Genomic DNA, 17,200 nt, shown 5'->3' with positions numbered 1-17,200 from the left:
CTGTAGGTGTCAATTTTCAAGGAGATTCAATGTATCTAGAGCAGATTGACGAGCTGGTGCGCTGTTTGCATCAATTGCGTGATTTCAATTTTGAGCGTCACCCTGGCGGGCTAAAGCGGTACTCTGAAATTGAACAGCTTTATGACCACGTTATGAGAGACGTATTTCCAGATGAGCATTGGCGTAGCGGATTAAGAAATCACGGCCCAAGTTCGGTGCACGCGCACCTGGATAGACTGGAAAGGCAGATCGCATCGCTTCGGCATGCCGACTCGGGAGGTTGCCGCTTTACTCAAAGCGATGCTGCACAGTTTCCACAGTTGTTGACTGCTGTGAATGACCTCAAAGCATCCACTGTCGGAAAAACCCAATTTATCGAGCACTTCAAGGAATGGTTTTCGACACATCCACGCGGTGTTGTTGTTGATCCGTACCTTTTTACATTGGCGAAACAAAAGCAAAAAGACTACTGCGATGGCGTTATTGAAATACTTGGCAAAACTGTAGAACGCATTGACTTCTACTACTTAAGAGGAAATTATGTGAAGGCAGTGGCGCAAGACATATTTGACGGCTTGAACCTCAGCAAGAAAAGGGACATCTTCTTCTATCCTTGCGAAAACCTTCATGACCGTGTTTGGTTGCGACATTACGAAACCAGCGACACACCTAGTCTGACGGGATGGGAAGGCCGTGTTGTAGGAGCATCTGTAAATGGGATTTCTCTACGCCCGACCTACGTCATTGACATGCCTAAAGACGACGCCAAAGGGTATTCAAAATACATAGCTAATTTGCGATCAAATGGTGGAATTGGCGGGGCCGCGATTCTTGCCCAAAAAACACCATGACCCGAGCCCCTGAATATGACCATCCGTACCGCCCTTTGGAAAGTTGGCACTCAACCAACACAGTTGCTTGAGGCACTTCTACCCAACGAAAGGCTGCTGGAAGACATGATTGTGGCCCAGCCTTTGTTGCTGTCGGACGCATGGATGCTGATTGGTCGGCAGGAGCGCACGGCATACGGCGGCATCATCGATTTGTTGGCAATTGCGCCAGACGGTTCGCTGATTTTGATTGAACTGAAGAGAGACCGTACACCGCGTGATGTAGTTGCCCAGGCGCTTGACTACGCGAGTTGGCTTGAGGATTTGCAGCCAGAGGACATCGCTGCTATCTATCGGCGCTTCAAGACGGGCAAGAACCTAAACGACGACTTCATGTCCCGGTTTGGTCAGCCGTTGGATGAAGAAACGATCAATCAAAGCCATCAGATTGTCATTGTTGCAGCCCAGTTGGACGACAGTTCCGAACGCATTGTTGCGTACTTGAACAAACGCGATATAGCAATCAATGTGCTGTGCTTTCAGGTGTTTGCCAATGGTAGCGAACAGTTATTGAGCCGTGCATGGCTTTTAGACCCGGTTCATACGCAAGTCAACGTCGTACCACCTGCTGACGGACCCTCTGAGCCTTGGAATGGGGAGTTTTATGTGTCTTTTGGTGAGAGCACCACGCGCTCTTGGGACGAAGCGCGACAGTATGGATTTATTTGCGGTGGCGGTGGCGCGTGGTACAGCCGTACGATGCAACTGCTCAGTGCCGGTGACCGTGTTTGGGTGAACGTGCCGCGTACGGGCTATGTAGGCGTAGGGCGGGTTACTGGGCGCGCTATCCCCGCTGCGGAATTTAAACTAGTTGGGGTAAACGGTGAGGCCCCAGCTCTGGACGTTTTGACGCAGGGCGACTATCACCGAGAGTTTGCCAATGACCCTGAACGCTGCGAATGGTTCGTACCGGTCGAATGGTCGAAGGCTGTCCCATTAGGGCAGGCCGTGCAAGAGATTGGGTTCTTCGGCAACCAGAATACTGTTTGCAAGCCGACGACACCAAAATGGCGCAGTACGGTAGGGCGTTTGAAAGAGCGGTTTGGGGAGGCTTAGCGCCATGCAGTTGCCGTTAAACGTAGCGGCGAAGCTACACAACGAACTTCATTTCGATTATCGATTTGCCGCTGTTTCGGACTAACCGAGCTGATTGGGAAATGCCAACGAAAAAGGGGTAGCCAAAGGAAAGTGGGGGTACAGACGGGGGTACAAATTAGTTTTTAAAATTGATAGCACCAGTATTCATAAGGGTTTCAAGGCATCTTTCAATTGACCCCAGCCCACCATACATAGAAAGCCCAACTGTTATCAGTTGGGCTTTTCTTTTGGGAAATCCTCAATGTTTACGAGCACTTACGGCGTTTGCTTTGTGACTTTTCTGCTATCAAAATCACACGTTTTTGGCCGTTTTTGTCCGAAATTACCTCGTTTTCTCTCTCTGTTCTCAGTTACCCTCGTGACTTTTCACTAGGCCACATTCAATGAAATCAACGACTTACGCGGGGGTGGTTCGCAAGTTGAAATTGGTGGGCGATAGCGACTGAGAATAGAGAATGCGCGAAATGCGCGCGTTTTTTCGCCATGTCCACAGGGCACTGATGTGCCTCGCAGCGCCATATGCTCAGGAACGTTGCTAGCCGATCCGATAGGTGACAGCCACAAATGGATTTCGCCATCGATGTGTTTCCCCCACCGCACTCGTCAACGTATCGACGCAAATGCAGCAAAGCCAAGTCGCCCAAACGGCCCAGGTGCTGGTTTTAAAGAAGGCTATGGACATCCATGCTACATGCGCGCTGGCGCTGCTACAGGCCCTGCCGTTGGCCACGAGTGGCAATTTGGGAACTCAAGTCAACACGATGGCGTAGAGCGTTGACCAGTCAGCATCGGGAATGGTTATTAGGCACTCAAATCCTGTTGAGAAAATCATCCGATCTGGTGCTGCTCTCGACGTTACTTTGGTCACATGTACCATTGCATCATGGATCCAAGAGTAGCAAATCTCAAAAACGTAACTGATTGCGAATCTTTTGCTGTCAGTGCCCGCGAGCGCGGAGCTCCTGATCTTGCTGATCAGGCTCGCAAGCGAGGTATTCAAATCCGTGCCGAAGTCTATGGAGCTACTAGTGCGGTCGAGCGTGAATGTCTCTCTGCCGTTTATGCCTACGAGGAAGTGCTCTCTGCCAAAAAGGGGAAACGGCAACCAGCATCCCGAACTTGGCAAATGATCAAGCGGCTCGGCATTGTTCCGGCCGTTGAGCGCGTGGTCACGAAGCGGGTGGTCTCGACAGGCTTTACTGCATTGGCGGAGATGGGGCTAATGGAGTTCGCATTCGAGGCTGTGATTCTTCGGCATCCAGGAAGTTTCTCATCCGAAGCGACCGCCATATCCCGAGATCGGCTGGATGCGAAATGACTGCTAGCAGGTTTGTCGATTGGGACCTCAAAGCTGAGACGATATCGTGCATTTCAGCAAACCCGAGTGCGCCGACGTGGATCACTCACGGCCAAAATTAGCTGACCAAGGCGCATCGTGAAATCAAAAATCGTCGCATCAGAGTTGCTGTTCGAGTCTTTGAATCGGCACGACATCCACCTTTCACTTCTGGTCGCCGACACTGGTTTATGGGTCAATGCCGAATTTCACAACCGTCTCGTGCGCGATACTGGGTCAGCGGCCATGTTCCCAAAGGTGCGCCGAGCCCGAATCGGCCAAGGCGAGCGCCGAGGGCAGATCGTCGACGGCGTGCGGTTCGACGACAACAGTTACGCTAATGTTGCTATAAAGCGTGCGACTGGCCTTGGAAAGTCCGCTGAAGGGTTCGAGGCCTGCCACATTTGGCCTCTCACGTGTTACGACGAGCGCTATCACACAGCAGTCGCAAACATCGTCTTATTGCCTCGTGCATTGGCCGGGCTTTCCGACCACGCTATCGAGATACAGACTGCGCTGCAGTATCGGGCGTTTGAACTGTACCGTTGGTATCCAAAGGATATGCAGCAGCCCGTAAAACCTGAGTTTTATCCCTCAAACTGGCGGGAGCCACAGCCTGACTCCGCCAATGTCAGGATTCCTTCCTCTGTCTCTTCGACCTTACAACCGACCAGTGACGAATTGTCACGAGAGAAGCGCCGTGAACTCACAGATCGTATTGTTGATTGGTCTCGCAACCCTAACTTGAACGTACACAAAATTATCGCGTTGGTTGTGCAATCGCCCAATGGGATCAACCGCAACGATTTGGTCAACCAAGTCGCTGACTTCACGCAATCAAAGAGTCCATACGGTGCGGTAGCAAGCCTGCTTACGGACAGTGGCAATGCTTATGGACGCGTTTTCGAGGAGTCTGAAGGTGTCATTAGCATTCATTCTGAGGTCAAGAAGCTCATTCATGCACATTCTTGGTATGCCCGCGAATCATTGGACAGGAAACGATTGGTGGTTTGAGCATGATGCCGCACGTTAAATAAATTTGTACTCATGGCAGAAACTCAACCATTCAAGCTGCTTGCAATAGTCGCTGTCGATCCATCACACCGCGTTCGCTGTCAGCAGCCCCATTGCGGGCATAGCGTCTACGCAAGAATTCATGTTGTGGAAGAAGCAGACCAACTGATTGTGCTGGGCTCTGACTGTTTTGCAAAACGGTATGGTGTAGCTCATGCAACCGATTTTCACGGTCATGGTTCTGGTGGAGGGCGTGTGCTGACAGAGGCAGAGCGTGAAATGCTTGTCAACAACACGAAGGCGCTATTGGCCCAATTTGAAGCTGAGCGACAAAGGGAACTTGCGCTGGCAGAAGTCACGCGCCAACGAGAACGCGAGATGGCCGAAGCCAAATTAATCGCTTTGCGTCAGCTGCTCGCGGCAAGACAGTCGCGATTTGAGCCATCCCAAATCCTGCGTCCAGGCCCACAACAACAGCCATTGGTCGAGCCAGAGCCGCCGCCATTGGAAGTGATTCCATTGCCAAAGTGGGCTAGCCTAAAAAAACCCAATTCCTCATTTTTCGCATATGGCATGAGCGATAGTCAATGTTGGGTACTCATGCAGTCGGCCAGCCATGCGGGATGCTTTATCGCACCGGCACCAATACCTTTTGATTCCTGGGATGAAGCGCTGCCTCCCAGCCTTGGGAAGGTGGACGTGGATCGCGAAGTCTATATAAGCGACAGCAATATTAGCGCCCTGGTTGGTTGGTTTGCATCGCGGTGTACAGCTGGCAGCCGCATCGATAGTGATGCGGTAGCGATTCAGAATTTTGCGATGGGAATGCAAAAACCAAATGACACTTAACGGCTTGGCGTGACTCAAGCTCAACGACAGGTTAATAGTATGAAAGTACCCGGTGTCTACCGGTAACCGTCAACGATCATTGGTCATGTTTATCCATTGTTCAGGCCCTCACCAACGCCAGACCGTCCCAGTCAGTGGTGTAGCCGGGGGTGCGTCGCTCCTGTTTCATAGTCCACTGCCGCTGCTCACCCGCCAGTCCTGCGCTGGCCAGAGCCACCGTGCCGCGTCCGAACCGTTGGTTGACCGCATCCAAAGCCTGCATCAGCCGACTTCCGCCAGGGTCAGCCACATCGTCTTCCAGCGCCAATTCCTGCTGGATTAAGTTTGCTGGCCGCAGATCAAGCAGCATTACGCCAGCCTTGGCATAGCGGTATCCAGGTCGAAATATTGCCTGCAATCCCAGCAGCGCCGCTTGGCTGATGTCACGACTGTCATTGGTTGATCGCCTGAGCGGTACCACCGTTGAGCGCGAATACTGTAAATCTTGCGTCCGAAAGGGGCTGGTTCGGATAAACGTCAGGACTTGTCCGGCATGACCGTTTTGCAGTCGCAATTTCTGTGCAGCCTGACTGGCAAATTCTGTCACCGCTTCTTGCAGCACAGACAACTCCAGCACCGCATGCCCAAAGCTGCGCGTACAGGCAATCTCCTGCTTCGCCGGTGGCTCGTGCTCCAGACCTATGCAGTCGGTGCCTTGCAATTCACGCACAGTGCGCTCCAGTACCACCGACCAGCGACGTTTGACCATGACTGGGTCAAGTCGCGCCAGATCGAGGACGGTATGGATGCCAGCTTCTTTGAGCTGGGCACCGATGCGTCTGCCCACCCCCCACACCTCTCCAACTTCCGTGGCCAACATCAGTGCATCGCGCTCCGTCGGCTCCAAATTGCAGAGATTGCAGACCTGGGCGTAGTGGTCGGGGTAGCTTCCCGGTTTGCGTTCAGCGGTTTTGGCAATGTGGTTCGCTAGCTTGGCCAGGGTCTTGGTGGGGCCAATCCCAATGCCACAGGCAATACCAATCCAATTAAGAATGCGGTGCCGAATTTTCCGGCTGCGTAGGGTCATGTCACCCGAGATGCCGGTCAGGTCAAGGAACGACTCGTCAATCGAATAAACCTCCTGGCGGTGTCCCAGGCCTGCGGCCAGACTCATCATGCGGTCACTCATGTCGCCATACAGGGCAAAGTTGGCCGACAACGCGACCAGTCCGTCTGATTCCTCGAAATGGCGAATCTGAAACCAGGGTGCGCCCATTTTGATGCCCAACGCTTTGGCTTCGTTTGACCTGGCAATCGCGCAGCCATCGTTGTTGGACAGCACCACCACCGGGCGGTTGTTCAGGCTGGGTCGAAAGACCCGTTCACACGACACATAAAAGTTGTTGCCATCAACCAGCGCGTACATGGTCGTCCGACTCAGGCTTTGAACTGCTTGATGGACGCGATCACCACACCCCAAATCTCAACGGTTTGGCCGTCGGCCGGGTTGATGTCTGGGAATGTCACGTTGGCTGCTTTGAGTTTCATGCGGCCAGATCGCTGCCACAGGGTCTTGCAGACAAACTCTCCGTCGACCATGGCAATGACGACGTGACCAGACCGAGCCGTGATGGCGCGGTCAACCAACACGACATCATTGTCAAAAATGCCAGCGTCTTTCATGGATTCACCGCGCACACGCAGTAAAAATGTGGCTTGTGGGTGCTTGATCAACTGCGCCATCAAGTCAATTCGCTGCACCGCATGGTCCTCAGCAGGCGATGGAAAGCCAGCAGCGACCCGGCACGGCAACACACTGACCATGGTTGGTATCAGCGAGAGTGCGACGGGAAGGTCTTGAGGGATTGTGGCGAGGTTCATGCAATACTGATTTTTTATACAGTATATGACAAGCCCTCAACCATTTGAATTGAACTGCCCAATGTTTAAGCACACCTCGCAAGCCCATAACTGGCGCTGCATTCGGGACTTGTTCCGACGGTTGTCCACAACGTTGGGCACGGATTGTGGGGACAAAGATGCGGCTACGATAAGGCAATGTGCAGTCACTACCAAGCAATCAAGGAGCGCGAACGCTACGCCAAACACTTCGGCGTTGTGCCCCCCGTTGACGTGGACAAGCATGATGTTTGGCCTTGCTACCCGGCTACTTTCATTCGCAGACCCAGGCAAGCTGATGTGGGTGATGAGGCTGTGCCTGAGCGCGAAGCCTTACCTGGGCTGTTTGGCCTGATTCCGCACTGGGCCACCGACACCAATATCGGCCGTCAAACCTACAACGCGCGCACTGAGACGGTTGCCGCCAAGCCAAGTTTTAGAGATGCCTGGAAAAACGCCCAGCACTGCGTCATCCCGGTGGACGCCTTTTTTGAGCCCGATTGGCGCAGCGGAAAAGCCATTGCGACGCGCATTTCATGCGCCAGCGGCGAACCCATGGGCATTGCCGGTCTTTGGTCGTCGTGGAAGTTACCAAAAGGCGTTGTTCACAGTTTCACCATGCTGACCATCAACGCCGACGGCCATGACCTGATGTGCCAGTTTCACAAGCCGGTGGACGAAAAGCGCATGGTGGTGATCTTGCCGCCGGACAGTTATGACAATTGGCTCAAGGCCACCCCGCAAAAGAGCTTGGAATTTATGCGTCAGTACCCGGCAGAGCGGCTACTTGCTGGCGCAGAGTCTCCCACCCAACGCTCACTGCTTGCCTGAACCACTGCCCATATCAAACATCGCTCGGCGCAAGCATTACCACGTATATGTTGTTGAATTTTCCAATGACGTGTTGCTCTATGCTCGGTTCATGCGCCAGAACTCAAATCAGCATGCCAAATCCTCGTGATTTTCCTCGTCACAGGAGAAACAAAACTTTCATGAAAAAAAAGGATACAACGAGTGTTCCTTTGCGCCACAAGACGCGTGGCAGACCAACGCCCTATCAGTTTCAAGGTCTCTTTTTGCCTTCAATTCAATGGGAGATGAAGACCGAGGGAGTACCTTGGCATGAGATGGAAAACGAACCAAACGAACTTGGATCACTATTTCGTAACTTGAGAAGGCAAGATGTCGATCCCACGAGTTCCTTGACCAACCTTTTGCCAATAATTCAGGCAAAGATGCAACCCAATTCAGCAGCAGAATTCAAATCGGCGGTTCAGGCGGTTAGAGATGGAGCGTTCACTGATGACTTGTTGATGCAAATGCCGGGGAATTGGGCATGCTTTCGCATGGGCGCTGACAAGCTTCAATCCCCTTATTTTGACGAGTACGTGACCATCGAAACCGAAGTTAAAGCAGCTGATGTTGCATTGGACGAAGGCAACTATCAGCGTGCGGCTGAACTGGTCCAGAGCAACGCAAACTTGCGTCAATACTGGAGTGATGAGAATTTGCGGAACCTGGCAAGTGCCACAACGCCCAATGCAACGTTGAGTCCTCGTTTGCAAGCTTGGCTTCAACTACAGGTCAGTGTGCTGGCTAAGTGGGCAATGCGTGAATCTGTAGCATTACAGGCACAGCAGAACTGCGGTAGCTTAGAGCACTTGCTTAATGCACTGCGCGATGATGGATCGGCAGCACCAGGTGCAATGTGGCTTCGTGCCATGGTGCGATTGACCAAGGCCCATTCAATTGCCGAGGCACTCAGGTTGGTTCGCAATGAGACCCTCGTGGAGGACCTTCCGAGTGAAGCGACCATCAAGCGATGGAGTCGAGGTAGCCTGTTTCCGGTGGCTTCAGAGAAACTAGAAAAGTTCATTAGGCGGGTGAGTCTTCGTGCTGGTATTGCCGACCCGAACTTGAATCATGCTGAAGTATTCGAATCGGCGCAACGGTACTACTGGGCTGCCCGACGATTTGACTCGATACTTTGGTTTGTTTCACTGGCTCACAGCGGTACAAAGGCACCAAAAACTGAGAGCAGTGATTGTGTTCACGCCCCGAGCGCATGGCTCAGGGCGGAGTTCAAACGACTGCAGGGCTATCACTCTTGATAGCTTTCATTTTCGGAGAACTATTGTGCCTTCCGCTAACGGTTGAGGCTTCGACCGCCGCCAGACTTTGCACCATGATTAGTGCTTGGCCATCCACCGGCATTTCCGGGCCCCTTGCCTTGTCCAGCCCCACCCAGTGAAGTGTTTGAAGGGCTTGGAGCGGGTGCAGGGCGGGGTGCAGCAGGACTCGATTTCGAACTGGACTTACTCATATGAATCTCCTGAAGTCACGGCAACATCGCCGTTGAACAGAATTTTGGAGCCTATACGTCACAACGGTGGGATCACATTTTCGGCGTGTGATCTAGAGTGAAAATTGATCAGGCAACTTCGTTGGCTGGTTTGAGAGGGTTGATTTTTGACTGATCCAGTCGCAAGAAGGACACGCCCGAGCCAACTGCTCCAGCTTTGGTCCGCCACGACGTTCCATGAAACATGATTCAATAATTTCGGGAGCTAGTCGGGTCAACTGTACCGTCCGACTTACCTGGCCTCGATCCATTCCCTTGGCTGCTGCAATGTCCGTCAACGACCGGTACTTGCCCTCATCAAGTAGCCGCTGCCAATAGTGCGCCAGCCCCAACGCCCGGATCGACGGGCTGTCCTTGACTTTTTTGCGCGCATTTCGCTCAACGGCAGCTTCTGCCTCGAATTGCTCCGGCGCATCAATTGGCGTGATCACTTGCCGCCTGACACCTCGCTTGACCAACGTCCACGGAATAAAGGTCTCCAACTGCACCCCGCCTGCTGGCGCTGGAATTTGGTACGTGACCGGATCACCAGTCACCATGCCCTTGTCATTTTTAGCCATGATGATTCCTATTTGAAGCCGTCGATGATGGTGCGCTGGGCTTGCCAGTCCACCGGTAGCCGGTTGCGCTGAAACCACATCAATGTCATTCGCCGTGGTTGTGTGCCCGCCATCAACTGCTTGATGATGTCGGGTGCCAGCAGTGTCAGACGCATGAGTTCGTTGACGCACGAATGGTGCAAACCTTCGTTTTTGGCGATTTCAGAGCCACTCTTCATGGCACCGGTGTCCAGCAGGCTTTTCCAGTAAAACGCCCGGGCCAAACCCACCAAGAACGTTGTGTCATGCGCCACCGCATTGGTGGTGGCCAGCCGCTGCACGCCACGTCGGGAAAAAGTCAGTGGCACAAAGGATTCGAGATCAGCGTTCATGCCGCCTCCATTTCCACCAGCTCAGCACCAATGCTTTTCGCAGCGAATTCTTTGATCAGTTCCTTCCAACCCAGTGCGTGCCATTTCACTTTCAGCCCACCAGTGACCAGATCAACTCGCTCAATCATCAACTTGACAATCCTGATGCGCTCGGCCGGGTAGAGCTGCTCCCAGGCTTCTCCAAGCTGGTGCAGTGCCATCACGATCTCATCCTCGTTGATTTGGACACCCTGGATTTCAAGGGATTTGCAAACGGCGGTGATGGCTTCTGGACTGGACAGCACCGTTTTGACTTGGTTGACCGTCGCCGCCTCTACCTCTGCGGCCGGAATGCGCGCGTGTGTTTTTTCCGATGCACCGAATCGCATCTCTGCCTTGGAGACGTAATAGCGGTACTTGCGCTTGTTCTTGCTGGCGTAGGTCGGGTACATCGGATCGCCACTGGGGCCAAACAGCAGACCGCGCAGCAGCGCATCCGTGCTCTCACGCGTTTGCGTGTCCGCCGACCTGACGTGCGGATCGCACGCCAGCACTTCATGAACCTGACCCCACAGACCGTGGTCAATGATCGGTGCATGTGCGCCAGGGAACCAACTGCCCTTGTGCGACAACTCCCCGAGGTAGATGCGGTTGCGCAGCAACTTGTACAGGTACTTCCGGTCCATCTGGGTGCCACTGCGCACCTGACCGTCCTGCGTTGTCCAAGCTTTTGTGGTGATGCCTTCACTGGCCAGACCCTGCGCGATGCGCGTTGGCGACCCAATGGTGAGCATTTCACCAAAGATGCGCCTTACCAACTGGGCCTCAGGCTCGTTGACCACCAGCAGCCGATTGGCCACGTCATAGCCCAGGGGCGGCACACCACCCATCCACAGTCCCTTGCGTTTACTGGCCGCAATCTTGTCGCGGATCCGCTCGCCGGTGACTTCACGCTCAAACTGTGCAAACGACAGCAGCACGTTGAGCATCAGGCGACCCATGGACGTGGTGGTGTTGAACTGCTGCGTCACGGACACAAACGACACGCCTTGGCGCTCGAAAACTTCCACCATCTTGGAAAAGTCGGCCAGACTGCGAGTGAGCCGGTCAATTTTGTAGACCACCACGATATCAACCAGACCGCGCTCAATGTCGGCCATCAGGCGCTTGAGCCCGGGTCGCTCGGTGTTGCCGCCCGAAAACCCTGGGTCGTCATAGTCGTCCACCACCGGAATCCAGCCTTCAGAGCGTTGGCTGACCACATAGGCTTGACCTGCCTCCTTTTGTGCATCGATGGAGTTGAATTCTTGATCCAGCCGCTCGTCACTGGATACGCGGCAATACACGGCGCAGCGTTTGCGCGGCTTGGGCGATCCAATTTGTGTTGTGGCACTCATGCTGCCTCCTTGCGGTTGGTTTTGAGACCAAAAAACAGGGGTCCGGACCAAGGTGTGCCAGAGATGTGCCTGGCCACAGCAGACAGGCTCTTGAAGAACTTGCCCTCATATTCAAAGGTGCCCTCGGCGGTCACGGTCACTTTGTGGTCACGGTCGCCCCATTCACGCAGCAATACGGTGCCGGGTGCCAGTTCAATGTCCCGCCCAACCTGCCTGCTTTTGATCTTGGAGTGGCGCATGCCAATGTTGACCAGTCTGCGCTGGGTTTCTGCGCTCAAGCCACCAAACGCTTGCTCCTGAAGCTTGTAGGCTACCCGCGACTCAATGTAGCTACGGTTGGGATTTTCTGGGCGGCGTTTGAAAAATCGATCCCACAATGTCCATAGTTCTGGCATCGCAAGGCTGGACAGCGCGGCCACTTGGGCGGCCACTGAAGTGGTGGTGTGGTTCATTTGAAACTCCTTGGTTGATAGGGGTTTGTATGAACGCGCTGGTGACCAGAAAAGCCAAGTCCAACTTGTCTTTCATTTTGATCTGTTGCGGCCTGACCACAGGCTTTCTTCAAAGTGCCAACCTGGGTGAAACTCGTCGGAAAGCGGGAGCGAAGTTCTTCCAGGCCATGAGCCTCCAGGGCGAGAATGAAGTTCTTTTGGTCACGAAACGTCGGCCAGACCTTGAACACCTCGGTGGCTGGATTTCGCATCGTGTCAGGGTTGCCATTGCGTGCACAGGCGGTGACAACACTCATAAGGTTTTCTAAGCCAGCACGACGTAGAGTCAGCAGTACAGACCCCAACACAAATTGCAATGTCGTCAACCGTTGCTGTCCGTCAATGATGTGCAAGACGTCCACACCAACGAGGCCCTCGCGCGGTTGCGGGTCCAGCACAACGGCACCCAAAAAGTGCGGAGTTACCTTTCCCTTGTTGAACCGGCCTTCAGCCTTGTCCCGAATGTCATCCCACAACGGTTCCCATTGATCGCGCAAAGTCCAAACGTACGCCCGCTGGTAGAAGGGCACACAATACTGTTGCCGATCCAGAAAGATGTTTTGGATGGTGATAGTTTCGGATTTCGAGGATCGTTTCTCGTAAAGGGGAAGTCGAAGCAGTGCATGCGCAGGTGGCTTCCCGGCACTTTATCGCTGGCAGCGCTGTCTGCTTGAGTGCTCAGAGTGGAATAACCTTGACCTTCATTCGTTTGGCGTTCTTGGCAAATACACCGTCCAGCGTGACCAATCCCTGAACACCGGCTCCAATGGCGCACGCCAAATGCAGCGCATCGCCAGCGCGCATGCCCGTCGCAGGGTCCATCGTCAGTGTGGCGGCTTTGTGAAAAGTAGCAGCCTCAACGGGCAGCAATTGCAAGTCGTTGGCGCACACGCGCTCGAACTTCACCCACGCGGCGTTGGCCTGGTCGGCGGTAAGTTGGTTGGTGCGTTGCTTGAGCCCCAGGGCGCTGGCAAATTCGGTCACGCACCAAGCGGCAGACACCAATTCAACTTTGCAATCGGCGTACCACCGAACCACATCCGCCGTTTTGGCCTCATTTGTGCACAGTGCTACCAGTACGCTGGTATCGACATACAGCATCAGTAGCGCGCCTCGTCGCGCAGTTGTTCGATGACCGATGTGCCCATGGGAATATCTTTGCTGTCACGCGCCAACTCTTGCGCAAAGGCTTTGCGGCTCCAATGGGATGGGCGCAGGTTGAGCGCACCGTCGGCACCGAGTGTGGCGCTGAGGCGGTCGCCTTCCTTGACGCCGATTTGGCGCACATAGTCCGCCGGAATGCGTACAGCAAGGCTGTTGCCCCATTTGGAAATTTGTAGATTTATCATGGCTTTTGTGGATATACGTTGATGTTTCTACATTATAGGGATCAGACAACCAATTGCAAGGCACCAGGTTTGTTGGATTGCGTGAACACAATCCCGGCCTGCTCCAGAATCCATGCCTCGATCTTTTCATGGTGAACGCGCAGCAGCTCCAGCGGGCGCACCTTGTAATGTTTCTCGGCGGTGGCGCTGGGCTAGCGGCCCTGAATCTGCGCCACGACTCCGGCGGGAGTTTCCAGCCACTCGGTCAGGCTTGAAAACGAACGTCGCAGGCCGTGCAAGGTCAACCCCTCCAGCCCGGCGGCTTTGCAGGCGCGGGTGTGCGGGTTGTTCGGTTCGGTCAGGCAGCCGGTCGCAGTGGTGGGGCTTGAGAAAATCCATTCATTGCGGCGGGGTAGGGTGGCCAGCAGGTGCAGCATGTAGGGCGTTGCCGGAATTTCGCGGGTGCCTTGCACCTTGTCGCGGATGCAAATGCCTTTCCATTGCGTGTTCACGTCCTCCCAGCGCAGCACCAGCACCTCGCCGGGCCGTGCGCCGGTCAGCAGCATCATTTGCAGGCAGGCGGCTGAACACGCATGTGCACTTTCACATGTGTGTCGTCGATGGGGTGTTTGAGGCTGTTGCTGGGCCAATAGCGCAAAACGTCGATACAGATGCTGCTGCACAGGCCAACCCACAGCCAGGCACGGAGTCGGCACCGGCACCGCAGAGTGTGATTTTTCATGCGGCCACTGGACTCGATGAGAGCGCCATCGCTACCGTGCGGGCCTTCGTGCGCAAACGCATCTTGCGCCCGCCCACCCTTTGCCATGGATCGGCTCAAACAGCGCGGCGCTGATTTGGTTTACCGCTGCGGCAAAACGGCGTGCTGGCTCCGAACTCGCCTTTGCGTGCGGCGGTGACGGCACTGTCGCAGGCCGAGCAGGTGATGGCGCCTATCGTGCACGGCTACGTGGCTGACGCTGCGTGCTCTGCTGCTGGCAGTGCGAGCGGCGTGCCTGGTGTGGCTGGCGTTGGCGCAGCGGCCCAGCCTGAACCGCCAGCCAAGCCCAAACCAAGGCCACCATCGCACTACCTGTGGGCCGCACTCATTGCCCGCATTTATGAGGTATTCCCGCTGCTGTGTCCGATGTGCGGTGGCCAGATGCGCATCATTGCGTTCATCACCTTCAGCGCCGACATCCACAAGATTCTGGAGCACATCGGGGTCGACCCAGAAGCGCCGCGCATCGCCCCCGCACGCGGGCCACCGCTGTGGGACGACTGTGGTCTTCAGGAATCACAGGAACAGGGCGAGGGTGTAGAGGCTGAGCCGGACTGGGATCTGGCAAACCAATCACCACCCGAGTTCCCAGACGATCAGCGCACGGACTGGTGAACCTGAAAAGGGGTGGGCGCGACGACTGCGCCGGGGTAGGGCTGTGTTCAGAGGCAGCCAGCCCGGAGCGTGGTTTGCGTTGATGGGGCGCAGTTTTTTAGGGATTCAGACTGTCATCTCAGGGGAAACCCGTTTTCTCAGGTCGGTTTACGGTGCAATACTTGGGCTCATGCGGTTGAATTTCCCATCCGTTAAAGGACAGCAGGACGTTAAGCATGAGTCTGCCCATGGACGTGTTGGTGTTGAATTGCTGTGTGACTGACACAAATGACACGCCCTGGCGCTCAAATACCTCGACCATCTTGGAAAAGTCTGCCAAGCTGCGCGTCAGGCGGTCGATCTTATAGATCACGATCACATCGATTTTTCGGGCTTCAATGTCGGCCATCAGGCGCTTGAGCGCCGGTCGTTCCATGTTGCCACCCAGGAACGCCGGATCATCGTAGTCATCAGCCCCCAAAGCGGCTCGGTCCGACTGACCTGAAAGCCGATTGCTACGTATTAAATAGCTGCCTACGCTTATTCTGTAAGGGCTAGGAGGCTTTTTGGTGACATTTTTAATCAGCACGCTGCATTCGGTGTATCCATCACCGACATCGAAATTGGTTGGAAAAGTCGTCTTAACTTGTGCTCGCAAGGCTTTCAGCGCTTACTGCAAAGTCACTTTGGTCTTGGCCTTATCCTCGCCCTGCAATCGGCCGGTGTAGGATTTGCGGTTCAAGCTTTTCGCCATTAGCCAGCGTACTTAAAGGACTTAGATACATGACAGCTCCGAACGCAGCCCGTTCTTTTCAACCTTCAACCACCCATGTCTTTCACCGCCAGTTGCAGCATGACTTGCCAGTCGCGGTCAGCGGGCGGGGCATCACGTTGACCGATAGCCAGGGCAAGACCTACTTGGATGCGTCAGGCGGCGCAGCGGTGTCTTGCCTGGGCCATGCACACCCTGACGTGCTCGCAGCCATGCATGGCCAGATTGACAGATTAGCCTATGCCCACACAAGTTTTTTTACCACCGAAGTGGCAGAGGAACTGGCTGACGTGTTGATCGAGTCGGCGCCGCAGGGCATGAGCCACGTTTATTTTGTCAGCGGTGGCTCGGAGGCCATGGAGGCGGCGTTGAAAATGGCGCGCCAGTATTTTGTCGAGATCGGTCAACCACAGCGAAAGCACTTTGTGGCACGTCGCCAAAGCTACCATGGCAACACGCTGGGCGCGCTGGCGGTGGGCGGCAATGAATGGCGGCGCGCGCAGTTCAAGCCGCTGCTGATAGATGTTGCGCATGTGGCAGCGTGTTATGAGTACCGTGATCGTGCCTTGGACGAGACGCCTGAAGCCTATGGTCAGCGTCTGGTGGCCGAACTTGAGAAAACGTTGGAAGCGCTCGGCCCAGAAAACGTCATTGCCTTTGTCGCAGAAACGGTAGGCGGTGCCACAGCGGGGGTGTTGACTGCGGTGCCGGGTTATTTCAAGGGTGTGCGGGCGTTGTGCGACCGGCATGGCATCCTGCTGATTCTTGATGAGGTGATGTGCGGCATGGGGCGTACCGGCCTGCTGCATGCCTGCGAGCAGGAGGGGGTGGTGCCTGATATTCTGGCAGTGGCCAAAGGTTTGGGTGGGGGCTACCAGCCGATTGGCGCGGTGCTGGCCCAAGCCAAACTGGTGTATACCTTTCGCCAAGGCAGTGGCCTGTTTCAGCATGGTCACACCTATCTGGGTCATGCGGTGGCGTGTGCTGCGGCACTGGCAGTGCAGCGCGTGATTCAGCGCGATGGGCTGCTGGTGCAGGTGCAAGAGCGCGGGCAGGCGCTGCAAAGCATGCTGCAGTCCGCCTTTGGCGCGCATCCCCATGTGGGTGATATCCGCGGGCGCGGTTTGTTTTGGGGGCTGGAACTGGTGCAAGACCGCGCGTCCAAGCAGTGGTTTGACCCGGCGCTCACGTTGCACGCCCGGATCAAGCGCCAGGCGATGGCGCAGGGGTTGATGGTTTACCCGATGAGTGGCACGGTCGATGGCCGCCATGGTGACCACATCCTGCTGGCACCGCCGTTCATTGCCAGCGAGACGGAGCTAGCGCAAATCGTGACCTTGCTGCGACGTTCAGTTGACCTGGCGATTCAGGACTGTTACTAACCGGATTTACTTCGTCCAGAGCTTTTAATGCCAAATGAAAGTCTTTTGCATTGATGGTAAACCTCAGCGATTGAAAATTAAGAATGGGGTTAGGATAGCGAAGTGCATTTCATGTAAT

The 17,200-nt window shown here is 54.9% G+C and carries 19 protein-coding genes and 3 pseudogenes; 11 read left to right on the top strand and 11 right to left on the bottom strand.

The window, feature by feature from the left end:
* Positions 1-29: 29 nt before the first annotated feature.
* The 6 genes from BLL52_RS15710 (at position 30) to BLL52_RS15685 (ending at position 5,187) form a co-directional block, all read left to right on the top strand.
* A complete protein-coding gene (locus BLL52_RS15710) occupies positions 30-851 on the top strand; it encodes a hypothetical protein (RefSeq protein WP_075587599.1) in 822 nt (273 codons plus the stop codon).
* Between the two features lie 15 nt (positions 852-866).
* Positions 867-1,946: an endonuclease NucS domain-containing protein gene (locus BLL52_RS15705; RefSeq protein ID WP_075587598.1), complete on the top strand. Its 1,080-nt coding sequence runs from the start codon at positions 867-869 to the stop codon at positions 1,944-1,946.
* A 662-nt stretch (positions 1,947-2,608) separates the two neighbouring features.
* Complete coding sequence (locus BLL52_RS15700) at positions 2,609-2,758, top strand: putative motility protein (RefSeq protein WP_075587597.1); 150 nt, start codon at positions 2,609-2,611, stop codon at positions 2,756-2,758.
* A 113-nt stretch (positions 2,759-2,871) separates the two neighbouring features.
* Complete coding sequence (locus BLL52_RS15695; protein ID WP_075587703.1) at positions 2,872-3,306, top strand: hypothetical protein; 435 nt, start codon at positions 2,872-2,874, stop codon at positions 3,304-3,306.
* A gap of 117 nt (positions 3,307-3,423) precedes the next feature.
* A complete protein-coding gene (locus BLL52_RS15690; RefSeq protein ID WP_075587596.1) occupies positions 3,424-4,338 on the top strand; it encodes a hypothetical protein in 915 nt (304 codons plus the stop codon).
* A gap of 147 nt (positions 4,339-4,485) precedes the next feature.
* A complete protein-coding gene (locus BLL52_RS15685) occupies positions 4,486-5,187 on the top strand; it encodes a V-type ATP synthase subunit E family protein (protein ID WP_076072149.1) in 702 nt (233 codons plus the stop codon).
* A 100-nt stretch (positions 5,188-5,287) separates the two neighbouring features.
* Here the strand turns inward: BLL52_RS15685 and umuC are convergent, their stop codons facing one another.
* Both umuC and BLL52_RS15675 read right to left on the bottom strand, forming a co-directional pair.
* Entirely contained in the window at positions 5,288-6,592 is a 1,305-nt protein-coding gene (umuC, locus tag BLL52_RS15680; RefSeq protein ID WP_075587594.1) for a translesion error-prone DNA polymerase V subunit UmuC, read from the bottom strand.
* 11 nt (positions 6,593-6,603) lie between these two features.
* The gene (locus tag BLL52_RS15675; protein WP_083634004.1) at positions 6,604-7,047 is read right to left on the bottom strand and encodes a LexA family protein; all 444 of its coding nucleotides are present in this window, start codon (positions 7,045-7,047) and stop codon (positions 6,604-6,606) included.
* A gap of 177 nt (positions 7,048-7,224) precedes the next feature.
* Between BLL52_RS15675 and BLL52_RS15670 the strand changes: the two genes are divergently transcribed.
* Positions 7,225-7,896 (top strand): SOS response-associated peptidase, encoded by a 672-nt coding sequence (locus BLL52_RS15670; protein WP_075587592.1) that lies wholly within the window; start codon positions 7,225-7,227, stop codon positions 7,894-7,896.
* A gap of 161 nt (positions 7,897-8,057) precedes the next feature.
* Entirely contained in the window at positions 8,058-9,176 is a 1,119-nt protein-coding gene (locus BLL52_RS15665) for a hypothetical protein (protein WP_139313419.1), read from the top strand.
* A gap of 304 nt (positions 9,177-9,480) precedes the next feature.
* Here BLL52_RS15665 and BLL52_RS15660 read toward each other — a convergent pair whose 3' ends face one another.
* The 8 genes and pseudogenes from BLL52_RS15660 to BLL52_RS15625 all read right to left on the bottom strand — a co-directional run.
* Positions 9,481-9,987, bottom strand: a complete 507-nt coding sequence (locus tag BLL52_RS15660; RefSeq protein WP_075587590.1) for a LacI family transcriptional regulator — start codon at positions 9,985-9,987, stop codon at positions 9,481-9,483.
* An 8-nt stretch (positions 9,988-9,995) separates the two neighbouring features.
* The gene (locus tag BLL52_RS15655) at positions 9,996-10,358 is read right to left on the bottom strand and encodes a site-specific recombinase resolvase (protein WP_075587589.1); all 363 of its coding nucleotides are present in this window, start codon (positions 10,356-10,358) and stop codon (positions 9,996-9,998) included.
* Positions 10,355-11,734 carry a recombinase family protein gene (locus BLL52_RS15650; protein ID WP_075587588.1) on the bottom strand — a complete coding sequence of 460 codons (1,380 nt, stop codon included), beginning with the start codon at positions 11,732-11,734 and terminating at the stop codon, positions 10,355-10,357. The genes BLL52_RS15655 and BLL52_RS15650 overlap by 4 nt, the downstream gene beginning before the upstream one ends.
* Positions 11,731-12,186 carry a DUF2924 domain-containing protein gene (locus tag BLL52_RS15645; protein ID WP_075587587.1) on the bottom strand — a complete coding sequence of 152 codons (456 nt, stop codon included), beginning with the start codon at positions 12,184-12,186 and terminating at the stop codon, positions 11,731-11,733. Before BLL52_RS15645 ends, BLL52_RS15650 begins: the two co-directional genes overlap by 4 nt.
* Positions 12,183-12,776 carry a DUF262 domain-containing protein gene (locus tag BLL52_RS15640; protein ID WP_274534904.1) on the bottom strand — a complete coding sequence of 198 codons (594 nt, stop codon included), beginning with the start codon at positions 12,774-12,776 and terminating at the stop codon, positions 12,183-12,185. The genes BLL52_RS15645 and BLL52_RS15640 overlap by 4 nt, the downstream gene beginning before the upstream one ends.
* Positions 12,777-12,903: 127 nt before the next feature.
* Positions 12,904-13,326, bottom strand: a complete 423-nt coding sequence (locus BLL52_RS15635; RefSeq protein WP_075587585.1) for a type II toxin-antitoxin system VapC family toxin — start codon at positions 13,324-13,326, stop codon at positions 12,904-12,906.
* The gene (locus BLL52_RS15630) at positions 13,326-13,574 is read right to left on the bottom strand and encodes an AbrB/MazE/SpoVT family DNA-binding domain-containing protein (protein ID WP_075587584.1); all 249 of its coding nucleotides are present in this window, start codon (positions 13,572-13,574) and stop codon (positions 13,326-13,328) included. The genes BLL52_RS15635 and BLL52_RS15630 overlap by 1 nt, the downstream gene beginning before the upstream one ends.
* Before the next feature lie 41 nt (positions 13,575-13,615).
* A pseudogene (locus BLL52_RS15625) lies at positions 13,616-14,137 on the bottom strand (tyrosine-type recombinase/integrase); the annotation flags it as partial.
* A 23-nt stretch (positions 14,138-14,160) separates the two neighbouring features.
* On the opposite strand from BLL52_RS15625, the gene BLL52_RS22035 reads away from it, so the two are divergent.
* Both BLL52_RS22035 and BLL52_RS21560 read left to right on the top strand, forming a co-directional pair.
* On the top strand, positions 14,161-14,409 hold the full coding sequence (locus BLL52_RS22035; protein WP_158025698.1) for a hypothetical protein: 249 nt from the start codon (positions 14,161-14,163) through the stop codon (positions 14,407-14,409).
* A pseudogene (locus BLL52_RS21560) lies at positions 14,360-14,949 on the top strand (IS91 family transposase); the annotation flags it as partial. The gene BLL52_RS22035 and the pseudogene BLL52_RS21560, both read left to right, overlap by 50 nt.
* A 181-nt stretch (positions 14,950-15,130) precedes the next feature.
* Here BLL52_RS21560 and BLL52_RS15610 read toward each other — a convergent pair.
* Positions 15,131-15,403: pseudogene (locus BLL52_RS15610) on the bottom strand (recombinase family protein); the annotation flags it as partial.
* A gap of 308 nt (positions 15,404-15,711) precedes the next feature.
* Between BLL52_RS15610 and BLL52_RS15605 the strand changes: the two are divergent.
* Complete coding sequence (locus tag BLL52_RS15605; RefSeq protein ID WP_075587582.1) at positions 15,712-17,082, top strand: aspartate aminotransferase family protein; 1,371 nt, start codon at positions 15,712-15,714, stop codon at positions 17,080-17,082.
* The last annotated feature ends 118 nt before the right edge of the window (positions 17,083-17,200 follow it).

The organism is Rhodoferax antarcticus ANT.BR, assembly GCF_001938565.1.
GTDB lineage: Bacteria > Pseudomonadota > Gammaproteobacteria > Burkholderiales > Burkholderiaceae_C > Rhodoferax > Rhodoferax antarcticus.
This window is presented reverse-complemented; position numbering and strand designations above follow the sequence as displayed.

What these genes read in the sequence shown, in the direction of transcription:
- BLL52_RS15710 (WP_075587599.1), top strand. Translation starts at nt 30, where the DNA reads ATGTATCTAGAGCAGATTGACGAGCTGGTGCGCTGTTTGCATCAATTG.
- BLL52_RS15705 (WP_075587598.1), top strand. Translation starts at nt 867, where the DNA reads ATGACCATCCGTACCGCCCTTTGGAAAGTTGGCACTCAACCAACACAG.
- BLL52_RS15700 (WP_075587597.1), top strand. Translation starts at nt 2,609, where the DNA reads ATGCAGCAAAGCCAAGTCGCCCAAACGGCCCAGGTGCTGGTTTTAAAG.
- BLL52_RS15695 (WP_075587703.1), top strand. Translation starts at nt 2,872, where the DNA reads ATGGATCCAAGAGTAGCAAATCTCAAAAACGTAACTGATTGCGAATCT.
- umuC (WP_075587594.1), bottom strand. Translation starts at nt 6,592, where the DNA reads ATGTACGCGCTGGTTGATGGCAACAACTTTTATGTGTCGTGTGAACGG.
- BLL52_RS15675 (WP_083634004.1), bottom strand. Translation starts at nt 7,047, where the DNA reads ATGAACCTCGCCACAATCCCTCAAGACCTTCCCGTCGCACTCTCGCTG.
- BLL52_RS15670 (WP_075587592.1), top strand. Translation starts at nt 7,225, where the DNA reads ATGTGCAGTCACTACCAAGCAATCAAGGAGCGCGAACGCTACGCCAAA.
- BLL52_RS15665 (WP_139313419.1), top strand. Translation starts at nt 8,058, where the DNA reads ATGAAAAAAAAGGATACAACGAGTGTTCCTTTGCGCCACAAGACGCGT.
- BLL52_RS15660 (WP_075587590.1), bottom strand. Translation starts at nt 9,987, where the DNA reads ATGGCTAAAAATGACAAGGGCATGGTGACTGGTGATCCGGTCACGTAC.
- BLL52_RS15655 (WP_075587589.1), bottom strand. Translation starts at nt 10,358, where the DNA reads ATGAACGCTGATCTCGAATCCTTTGTGCCACTGACTTTTTCCCGACGT.
- BLL52_RS15650 (WP_075587588.1), bottom strand. Translation starts at nt 11,734, where the DNA reads ATGAGTGCCACAACACAAATTGGATCGCCCAAGCCGCGCAAACGCTGC.
- BLL52_RS15645 (WP_075587587.1), bottom strand. Translation starts at nt 12,186, where the DNA reads ATGAACCACACCACCACTTCAGTGGCCGCCCAAGTGGCCGCGCTGTCC.
- BLL52_RS15635 (WP_075587585.1), bottom strand. Translation starts at nt 13,326, where the DNA reads ATGCTGTATGTCGATACCAGCGTACTGGTAGCACTGTGCACAAATGAG.
- BLL52_RS15630 (WP_075587584.1), bottom strand. Translation starts at nt 13,574, where the DNA reads ATGATAAATCTACAAATTTCCAAATGGGGCAACAGCCTTGCTGTACGC.
- BLL52_RS22035 (WP_158025698.1), top strand. Translation starts at nt 14,161, where the DNA reads ATGTGTGTCGTCGATGGGGTGTTTGAGGCTGTTGCTGGGCCAATAGCG.
- BLL52_RS15605 (WP_075587582.1), top strand. Translation starts at nt 15,712, where the DNA reads ATGACAGCTCCGAACGCAGCCCGTTCTTTTCAACCTTCAACCACCCAT.